This is a genomic window from Nostoc sp., from assembly GCF_036916575.1.
GTDB lineage: Bacteria > Cyanobacteriota > Cyanobacteriia > Cyanobacteriales > Nostocaceae > Nostoc.
This window is the reverse complement of sequence record NZ_JBALGC010000129.1, coordinates 1-8403: the sequence shown is the minus strand read 5'-3', so window position 1 is coordinate 8403 and position 8403 is coordinate 1. Positions and strand designations below refer to the sequence as shown.

The following is an 8403-nucleotide window of genomic DNA, read 5'->3' as shown; positions in this document are numbered from 1 at the left end:
CACCCGCCATGAATCATTCGTCGGTTGCAAATGAGAACGAATTCGCAACTCCAGTTCTGGGGCGTACTTCAGCACCCATCGATTAATCGTGGAATGATCCACCTCAATCCCTCGCTCCTGCATCATCTCCTCCAAGTCTCGGTAAGAAAGGGCATAGCGGCAGTACCATCTCACATTTAGCAGGATGATGTCTGGATGGAAATGACGCCATTTGAATAGACTTGGGGTGGACATGGTCAGCCGAGCATCAACGACAAAGCTTATCTACCTTACCATCTCCTTCTCTTTTTGCGACAGAACCCGATCGCCTTGGTGTAGGCATAGATAGTGATCCGGCTATAATTGTGACTGCTGTGACTAGACTTTGCGATAGTGCGCCAGCAGTTGGTCAATGTAATCGCTATATTGCTCTGCCAAGTTCGGATCATGTAACACAACGATATTTTCAGCATTCTGTGTGGCACTGCGAGAAAAGTTAAAACTGCCACTCACCACAATATTGTCACATACTACAACCTTATTGTGCATGAAGTTGTGCTTGCTGTCTGGTTTATAAGGCTCGGAATGCTTACCAACGAGATGAGATGATACCTCTTTAAAAGTTTCAGCAACACCAACACTTGTTTCTGCTTTGAGCCAAAGTTTCACCACATGAGACATTTGTGTAGCATCGTACACTCCACTAAAATCTTTCACCTGTTTGTGTCTGAGGGCATCATCAAGTGCAGCGAGAATTGCATGAGAAGTGATCATCATGGAAGCAATCTTGATTCGCTTTTTTGCTGAACCAATCAAGCTAGAAATGATGTGGTCGATAGTCTGCCCCTCTCCTGGTGAGAAGGCGAAATCAACTTCTGTAGAAGCAATATAAACTTTACCACTATCCCCAACACCTGTGGTTTTGATATTGCCACTGACCCACAATTCCTGAAAGTCAGTTTCATAGTAGGAGCAAAGCTGTGGCGAAGAAATTTGCAATATATTGTTGTCTTGGTAAGTCCAAGCATCGTCTGTGAAATTGGCTGAACCAGTCCATAGAGTTGCTTCGCTGGTATTCACATCTCGGATGACATATTTATTATGCATCAATTTTGAGCCAGCAATACTCTCAATTTCAACTTGGGTTCCCTCAAATACACCTTCTAGGAATACTTTGGTTCCTTTGGGTGCTGGATCACTACCACTAGCAATGAAGGGGTCAACTGTTTTAGTTTCAGGTTTTCCATGATCAAAAGCAATTCTCACTTTCACACCCGCTTGGGCTTTATTCTTAAGTGCTGTAATTACGGGTTCTGCAAGGGTTGGTTCTGTTAAACGAAAATCATAGATTGCAATGTGTAGATTTGACTTTGCTCTATCAATAAATTCAGCTAATTGCTCTGCAATCTTCTGTGGTTGCCCTTTTTTTCCACCATGATTTACATCGGTTAAAAAAGTTGGATTAATTGCTGAACTAACTTTTTTCGACATCAGCCAGTTGTTTTGAGTTGTTTGCTTTTACTGTACTTCAGATTGATGAAGTAGTTTGACAAATAAGTGAAGTAAAGATATTAAATAAATCTGAAGTTTATCTAAAAAAAACAGATAGATTAATATTTGGTTATTCTGAGTTTAAGCTAAGTTTAACTAGAGGATTGTAGTGGGGGATTGTTAGGAGGTAAAGATTTTTTACAGTAATCACTATATATTTAGCAGCAATTAATAGATTTGTAAATTTGTATCTAATGTATACTTTTGAAAAGCTTGCTTCATGATTGACTGGAAAGTGCTAATAAAATTTTCCAACTCTAAAAAGTAGCGTTACTTATGAGCAAATTTACTAAAGCAACAGGATTCTTAAATCATCATCGTTTCAAGCATTCTTTGGGCGCACCACTAATTCGAGTAGTTGGGAACATTGAAAAATTATTTCCGGCTCCAGAAAATCATCATGGTGCGAATCATCAGCATTTAATTTTAAGCAATATTCAGGTCGAGCATACAGAGGGATTTCCAGAAGAACTGGAAGTGAGCAATGAAATTTTTGTGGCTATTCGCTTTGGAGATAATGAAGGGTTAGTAGATCCAGTACCATTCATCGCAGGAGAACTAGCACGGTTACAGGGTGAATACATAAACGCAGCTAATGCCTATGCGACTGAAGATAATCCCGGTTTGTCTGTACTGCATTTTACTCATCATCCAGTGGGATTTGTAGAATTTCCCATTCGTAGTCAAGATTCACATGGGCCAATTTACACCTAAATAAGTTGCAGTTGTGTCCGCTCTCCTCAAAGGTTCAATATCTAAAGGTGTGATCGCTGCTGCTCTCAACTAAATTTCTTAGATGAAAAGGGCGATCAGGTCACTGTGACGAATGGCACTAAGTTAAGCTGAAGAGTATGCAGTGTAAGAATTGCAGAGGAGCAGGGGGGCAGGGGCGCAGAGGAGAATTTCTAAATATCCGAACGCAAGCTTAAAACTTTTTCTTTCTCCCCTGCTCCTTTGCTCCTCTGCACCCCTGCTACCTCAACGATTTTCCCTTTTCTTAGTGCCATTCGTCACTGTGACTATGAGTGTGACTGCAATCGCCTTTATAGAACTCATTTGAGATATTTTTAGGTCGCGTAAGCATTTCAGGTGTCTAGGTTTTATCCTTTGGGACGCATATAGTTCTACAATCCTGATTCCGTTGTAAAATCACTCGATCAAGGATTGCCTGAAAGCCATCCATCTATTTCGTGAAGAAAGATACTAAATGGGTTTTATAAGGTTTCTAAGACTTCTGACTTGAGGAACCTTACTTTTGCCTAAGTCTCACGATTTCGCTTCTTCTGATTAAACAACCAGGCAAGACGCAAGGTACTAGTATTTGAACTTAACTGCTCTGTCCGATCGGTCGCACTACAATTTCATTCACATCCACATCGGCGGGTTGCTCAATCGCAAAGGCGATGGCACGTGCGATCGCGTCTGCTGGAATGGCTGACCCTCAAAATTCCTCTACCCACTGCGCCGACTCAGCATCAGTGATGCTGTTGGGCAGTTCAGATTCGGTGTTTCCAGGCGAGATGATCGTCACCCGAATATCCGGCGATTCCTGCCGCAGTCCCTCGGAGATTGCCCAAACCGCAAATTTGGTCGCGCAGTACACGGCGGCTGTCGGATCACACGTTGTGCCCTCCGATCAAGGATAGATTCACAAACTGCCCGGATTGCTGCTGCTTGAAGAGGGGCAGGGCCGCTGCGATGCCGTGGATGGAGTACGCCGCGAATGTTCACGTCGATCATCCGATTCCATTCATCAACCTTCAACACCTCTAGCTTAGAGAGCGGCATCAAGCCTGCATTGTTCACCAACACATCAAGGCGACCAAACTTATCTTTGGCAAACTTGACAAAGGCCTGCATATCTTCGAGGCTGGTCACATCAAGGGCGCGATATTCTGCTACGCCCCCTTGATCGCGAATTTCGGAGGCGATCGCTTCAAGTCGAGCAATACGTCGTGCCCCCAACACGACCTGTAAGCCCTGACGAGCGAGGAGACGGGCGGTTGCTTCACCAATGCCGCTACTCGCGCCTGTAATTAGCACAACTTTTTGTGTGTTTTCCTTGTTCTCATCAGTAGTCATGAGATTGTATCTCCTAGTTTCACGATGGTGGGTTTAGATTATTGCGCTAGCTAATGCATACCATCAGCAGCCCGTGAAACGTCTTTCCATTCCGACCAGACCTTTAACCGCTGTTCATAGATCTGCGGCACAATCTGAGTTGGAGCCGCCCCCAAAAGCAGGCGCAATGGTGGATTCTCGGCATCAACTAGCTTGAGGATTGCTGTGCTGGAGGTGATCGGATCGCCTCTTTTCACACCCGCAGTTTGCTTTGCCCGTGCAGAGCGCAAACCGTCATAGGCTGGAATGGGCGCAGCATGAACGGCTGAACTACCCGACCAATCGGTGCTAAACCCACCTGGCTCGATCAAAGTCACCTTGATGCCAAAGGGCGCGACTTCCTGGCTGAGTGCTTCACTCATGCCTTCCAGTCCCCACTTGCTGGCGTGGTAGAGTCCGAGGAGTGGAAATGCGCCAATCCCGCCCAGACTAGAAACCATCAAGATGTGTCCACTGCCTTGCGATCGCAAATAGGGCAACGCCGCTTGCGTCACCCACATTGCTCCAAAGAGATTGGTTTCAATCTGCTGACGTGCTTCGGTTTCACTGACTTCTTCGATCACCCCAAATAAGCCATAACCTGCATTGTTGACAATCACATCCAACTGTCTAAAATGCTCGTGTGCAGCCTTCACCGCTGCGAAGTCCGCCGCTCGATCGGTGACATCGAGTTGTAGGGGCAAGATACGATCACCAAACTGCGCTACTAGATCATTGAGGCTGTCAAGGTTGCGTGCCGTTGCCGCGACTTGATCGCCGCGCTCTAGTGCTGCCTGAGTCCAGACACGACCAAACCCGCGTGAGGTGCCGGTAATAAACCATGTTTTCATGAGTGCTCCTTCACAAATATTGATGAGACTATTAATAATTAGCTGTCTGTTGAAAATCTGTGCTTTTGAGTTTATAAAAAGTAATTGACGAAGCTAATCACGTCGTTACTTGATCTGGGAAATCTGTACTTTTGGACACTACTTCCCAGGCATTCACATTCTTTGTCATCGCTTCGAGTTTGGCACGGGTTCGTTTTAGGGCATCTGATCCCAGCACTAAGTGCAACGGCGGCTCTTTTGCCTCAACCGCTTGGATGATTGCCTGTGCACCCAAGTCCGGGTTGCCAAGCTGTTTCCCGGCGATATCAGCTAGGTGCTGCACCATCTTGCCGCTGGTGAGTTGATAGTCTGCAATCTTGATTTGGCTGTTGACAATGGAGTGGTCGCTCAAGAAATCTGTTCTGAATGCACCCGGTTCAACTAAGGTCACTTTAATTCCCAGCGGCTCAACTTCTTGTGCTAGCGCTTGTGAAACTCCTTCTACAGCAGATTTAGCTGCCGCATACAGACTCGAACCCGCCATTGGTGCTAAACCTGCGATCGAAGAAATATTCACAAGATGTCCGCTTTGCTGTTGTCGAAAATACGGTAGTATCGCCCGAATCAAGTGAACGACCCCAAAGAAATTTACATCAAACACCCGTTGGATGTCTTGATCACTGGCTTCTTCAAGTGCGCCCAGCAAGCCATAGCCAGCATTGTTGACCACAACATTTAAGCGCCCATGTAACTGATAAGCCACTTCTATTGTTTGCTTAATCTGTACCGGATCGGTTAATTCAAGTTTAAGCAGATGCAGGCTGTCGGCATCGCCACTGAGATCTGCTTTGCCGTTGCGCGTCGTGCCAATCACGATGTCACCTCGATCTAGCACCGCTTGGGCAAGCGCCTTGCCAAGACCACGGGAAACTCCGGTAATCAACCAAATTTTCTTGTTATTTGTCATGACCTTATCCTCTTACTGACGTACTCGGATAGTTTCATCCTATGAGCAAGAACCAGGGTTTTAAATGCACAAACCTTGCAGATGATTGCCTAATCCTCTCAAGTCGGATCCTGGTAACAAGAAATTCTTCCTATAATGAATGTAGGAGACCGATACATTAGGCAGAAATTCAGCATGACGATTAAGACACAGAATCACAAAGTAGCGGTCTGCGCTTCTCCTCACACAGAGGCTTCGTCAACGCAACAGCGCTTTGCTATCGAGAAATGTTCAGAACTGGCGGCACTGGTCGCTCGGCACACAGACAGCAGAGGTAATGGTGCCCATGCTACAGCGATCAATCCTTTAATCTTCATGCGAGAATGTGATCCTACCGCTGCGGTAAGTAGTGTCAGCGAACCGCTGCTCGCCATTATGGTGCAGGGCACAAAAGAAGTGTTATTGAATGAGGAAACCTATGAGTACACCGTCGCTCAGTATCTGCTTGTATCAGTAGACTTGCCGCTGAGTGGATGTGTGATTGGGGCAACACCTGATAAGCCTTATCTTGGATTTAAGCTGAAGCTAGACCCCTCTCAACTCTGTGAGATTATTGCTCAAACAAATTTGGACAAATATAAGAAAGAATCAGTAAAAGGCTGGTTCATCAGTAATGCTGATCCATTGTTGATCGATTGTGCCATTCGACTAACAAAGCTGCTAGATACACCACAGGATATTCCGTTTCTCGCCCCGATGATCATCCGCGAGATCTATTACCGTTTACTCACAGGGGAACAATGCGAAGCGGTGCGTCAGATTGCCACTGCTGGCAGCAATATGCAGCGGATTGCTGAAGTCGTCAAACAACTCAGAATAAACTTTACCGACCCACTGCGGATTGAGGAGTTGGCTCTTCAAGCAAATATGTCTGCTGCATCGTTCCATCGCCACTTCAAGGCTGTCACCTCTATGAGTCCGCTGCAATATCAAAAACAATTAAGACTCCTGGCAGCGCGGCAGATGATGCTTGCTGAAAACGCTGATGCAGCTCAAGCTGCTTATCAAGTCGGGTATGAGAGTACTTCACAGTTCAGCCGCGAATATGCTCGCATGTTTGGTGCACCACCTATCCGGGATGTTGAACGTTTACGGACAGCCTAAACATTGCTCCTGCTCACCATTGCTGTGAACAGGTTTGAAAGTAGGATGTATAGGCGATTCCATCAGCACTACAAGGAGAGTGAGGGAAGCGATCGCCATAGTACCAGTGCCACAAGATGGGTCAGATACAGTGCTATGCTGCAATGACCTACGGTCGGTCGTAAACCATCGCCTACTCTAGGAGGTAAAGTACTCTTAATTGCAGATTACACAAAATCCAGGAAATGTGGAACTGCTAACTATATATATTAAGAACGCATATATTAAAGATGATGAATAAACTCTGGGCGAGTTACTGCGATGCTGAGTTTGGACAGATAAGAATCGAATCCAACCATTGGACTCTAGGACAATGTGCTGTTTTGGGCGATCGCTGTGTACCAATTTGCGTGGATTTTGAGCAGGGGCAGATAGGGGAACTCTCATCGCTCCAGCGTGAAGCTATTCGGCAAGCTCTAACCTTGCCAAGCGATGTGTTAAACATCAGTGCGCCTCTGGTACTGCAAAATTATGATGTATATCGTGAGATGATAGGGGATGAGGAAATGCCGCAGATGGCTAGTTCCATTCAGGTTTGGGATAAGGTGACTTTCTTATATATCTATGTGCCGCCCCACGTTGAGTATGAATTGGATATTCCTACCTTTAAGTTGATAGCTGAGTGTGACTGGGAGCCAGAACACGGCTTAGAAGTGCGCTTTCGCAATGGAGTAGCAGACGATGCAGATCAGATAGGTGAAACAGGACGGTAAAATATACCCATGTGTAGGCATAGCCCGTCGTAGACATCGCGGCTGCTCTCAACTAACAATTTTCTTAGAGGAAAAGGTGATCGCTCTAGCAGAGGGTGCGATCGCTTGATCGCGGCTACGCTTAACTAAACTTAACTAAAAATTCTTCTCAGAAGAAAGGCGATTGCAGTTAAGTGAGATTGCGCTCGCCTTCGAGTTATATCATGTTCGGTTAATTAGTTATAATTCCCGTAATCTATGCAGAAACCGGAAAACCCTCTTTCCCCCTGCAAAGAGCCCCCAGCAAGAACTGCGGTCTTAATGATAAGTCTTTCACCGAACACGATATTATTAGGTATTACCTGTTATCTTGACGGACAAGCCAATTTCTCTAACCGAATATCTGGCGAAGGCCAAATTCTGAAGTGGAGTCTTGCTCCACAGTCAGATTGTCCAATCACCCAAACAGAAGCTAGAGCGACTATACCAACCGTAATAACGGCAGTTATCGCGATCGCTTTGTTCCCTACTTGGTTGTTAGAATTTGGGTTTTTGTGTAAAGTGTTGGTCATCACTACTTAGTCTTTTACCGAGTGGTGAATTAGGTTAACTGGTCAAGAAGTAGTTCCAGCTACTTCTTGACCTTATAAATAAATCTGACTTTTCCCGTTAAGTCTTGAAATGCTTACTGGTAAAGGATTCAAGAAACAGCGCAGCATATACGGTACAGTAATTAAAATTCGGTGCTAAAGGTGACAAGCAATGCTGGACTGGTGGGAAAAAAATTTTGCGACCTGTGAGTTAGGCGATCGCCGATTAAATGAGCGTGCAATGTCGATAGGCTATGCTCTCAGTCTTGGATTTGGCAAAGCACTGTCGGAAATCTTCAGTAGTGGAACAGTACTCAAGAGAGCTTATGAGTTTTTGCGAACCCAAAAGTGGAATTTTCAAGGTTGGATTGATAAAAATCTAAAACAGCATTTAATGAATTTTTATCAAGTAAATGAGTCTGACTACAACTTACAGCAGTTTGACTATGAGTTGAAAACTGAAGCATTTTTAACAAAATCTGGTAAAGAATGGTTTGAAAATAATGCTGAAA

General features: G+C 45.1%; 12 protein-coding genes and 1 pseudogene. 5 read left to right on the top strand and 8 right to left on the bottom strand.

What is annotated here, in order from left to right; genetic code table 11:
- Both V7L29_RS28890 and V7L29_RS28885 read right to left on the bottom strand, forming a co-directional pair.
- Nucleotides 1–234: pseudogene (locus tag V7L29_RS28890) on the bottom strand (IS6 family transposase); the annotation flags it as partial.
- Between the two features lie 123 nt (nucleotides 235–357).
- Nucleotides 358–1470, bottom strand: a complete 1113-nt coding sequence (locus V7L29_RS28885; RefSeq protein ID WP_334737624.1) for a phospholipase D-like domain-containing protein — start codon at nucleotides 1468–1470, stop codon at nucleotides 358–360.
- A gap of 336 nt (nucleotides 1471–1806) precedes the next feature.
- On the opposite strand from V7L29_RS28885, the gene V7L29_RS28880 reads away from it, so the two are divergent.
- Nucleotides 1807–2244 carry a hypothetical protein gene (locus V7L29_RS28880; RefSeq protein ID WP_334737623.1) on the top strand — a complete coding sequence of 146 codons (438 nt, stop codon included), beginning with the start codon at nucleotides 1807–1809 and terminating at the stop codon, nucleotides 2242–2244.
- Nucleotides 2245–2971: 727 nt separating this feature from the next.
- Here V7L29_RS28880 and V7L29_RS35690 read toward each other — a convergent pair.
- The 4 genes from V7L29_RS35690 to V7L29_RS28865 form a co-directional block, all read right to left on the bottom strand.
- On the bottom strand, nucleotides 2972–3133 hold the full coding sequence (locus V7L29_RS35690; protein WP_442944286.1) for a hypothetical protein: 162 nt from the start codon (nucleotides 3131–3133) through the stop codon (nucleotides 2972–2974).
- Entirely contained in the window at nucleotides 3058–3612 is a 555-nt protein-coding gene (locus V7L29_RS28875; RefSeq protein ID WP_442944285.1) for an SDR family oxidoreductase, read from the bottom strand. The genes V7L29_RS35690 and V7L29_RS28875 overlap by 76 nt, the downstream gene beginning before the upstream one ends.
- A 50-nt stretch (nucleotides 3613–3662) precedes the next feature.
- The gene (locus V7L29_RS28870) at nucleotides 3663–4481 is read right to left on the bottom strand and encodes an SDR family oxidoreductase (protein ID WP_334737622.1); all 819 of its coding nucleotides are present in this window, start codon (nucleotides 4479–4481) and stop codon (nucleotides 3663–3665) included.
- A gap of 97 nt (nucleotides 4482–4578) precedes the next feature.
- Entirely contained in the window at nucleotides 4579–5427 is an 849-nt protein-coding gene (locus tag V7L29_RS28865) for an oxidoreductase (RefSeq protein WP_334737621.1), read from the bottom strand.
- A gap of 174 nt (nucleotides 5428–5601) precedes the next feature.
- Between V7L29_RS28865 and V7L29_RS28860 the strand changes: the two genes are divergently transcribed.
- On the top strand, nucleotides 5602–6570 hold the full coding sequence (locus V7L29_RS28860; RefSeq protein ID WP_334737620.1) for an AraC family transcriptional regulator: 969 nt from the start codon (nucleotides 5602–5604) through the stop codon (nucleotides 6568–6570).
- Here V7L29_RS28860 and V7L29_RS28855 read toward each other — a convergent pair.
- A complete protein-coding gene (locus V7L29_RS28855; RefSeq protein WP_334737619.1) occupies nucleotides 6556–6714 on the bottom strand; it encodes a hypothetical protein in 159 nt (52 codons plus the stop codon). The two genes, V7L29_RS28860 and V7L29_RS28855, sit on opposite strands and share 15 nt — an antisense overlap.
- A gap of 125 nt (nucleotides 6715–6839) precedes the next feature.
- Here V7L29_RS28855 and V7L29_RS28850 point away from each other — a divergent pair, with 125 nt between their 5' ends.
- Both V7L29_RS28850 and V7L29_RS28845 read left to right on the top strand, forming a co-directional pair.
- Nucleotides 6840–7322, top strand: a complete 483-nt coding sequence (locus tag V7L29_RS28850; RefSeq protein ID WP_334737618.1) for a DUF6985 domain-containing protein — start codon at nucleotides 6840–6842, stop codon at nucleotides 7320–7322.
- Nucleotides 7306–7431, top strand: coding sequence for a hypothetical protein (locus V7L29_RS28845; RefSeq protein ID WP_334737617.1), 126 nt, complete (start codon nucleotides 7306–7308; stop codon nucleotides 7429–7431). Before V7L29_RS28850 ends, V7L29_RS28845 begins: the two co-directional genes overlap by 17 nt.
- 235 nt (nucleotides 7432–7666) lie before the next feature.
- Here V7L29_RS28845 and V7L29_RS28840 read toward each other — a convergent pair whose 3' ends face one another.
- Nucleotides 7667–7873: a hypothetical protein gene (locus tag V7L29_RS28840; RefSeq protein ID WP_334737616.1), complete on the bottom strand. Its 207-nt coding sequence runs from the start codon at nucleotides 7871–7873 to the stop codon at nucleotides 7667–7669.
- Nucleotides 7874–8063: 190 nt separating this feature from the next.
- Between V7L29_RS28840 and V7L29_RS28835 the strand changes: the two genes are divergently transcribed.
- On the top strand, nucleotides 8064–8403 hold a 340-nt coding region (locus tag V7L29_RS28835; RefSeq protein WP_334737615.1), incomplete at its 3' end, for an IS4/Tn5 family transposase DNA-binding protein.

Excerpts from the sequence above, each read along its gene's own strand:
- V7L29_RS28885 (WP_334737624.1), bottom strand. The coding sequence starts at position 1,470 with ATGTCGAAAAAAGTTAGTTCAGCAATTAATCCAACTTTTTTAACCGAT.
- V7L29_RS28840 (WP_334737616.1), bottom strand. The coding sequence starts at position 7,873 with ATGACCAACACTTTACACAAAAACCCAAATTCTAACAACCAAGTAGGG.
- V7L29_RS28850 (WP_334737618.1), top strand. The coding sequence starts at position 6,840 with ATGATGAATAAACTCTGGGCGAGTTACTGCGATGCTGAGTTTGGACAG.
- V7L29_RS28880 (WP_334737623.1), top strand. The coding sequence starts at position 1,807 with ATGAGCAAATTTACTAAAGCAACAGGATTCTTAAATCATCATCGTTTC.
- V7L29_RS28875 (WP_442944285.1), bottom strand. The coding sequence starts at position 3,612 with ATGACTACTGATGAGAACAAGGAAAACACACAAAAAGTTGTGCTAATT.
- V7L29_RS28860 (WP_334737620.1), top strand. The coding sequence starts at position 5,602 with ATGACGATTAAGACACAGAATCACAAAGTAGCGGTCTGCGCTTCTCCT.
- V7L29_RS28865 (WP_334737621.1), bottom strand. The coding sequence starts at position 5,427 with ATGACAAATAACAAGAAAATTTGGTTGATTACCGGAGTTTCCCGTGGT.
- V7L29_RS28870 (WP_334737622.1), bottom strand. The coding sequence starts at position 4,481 with ATGAAAACATGGTTTATTACCGGCACCTCACGCGGGTTTGGTCGTGTC.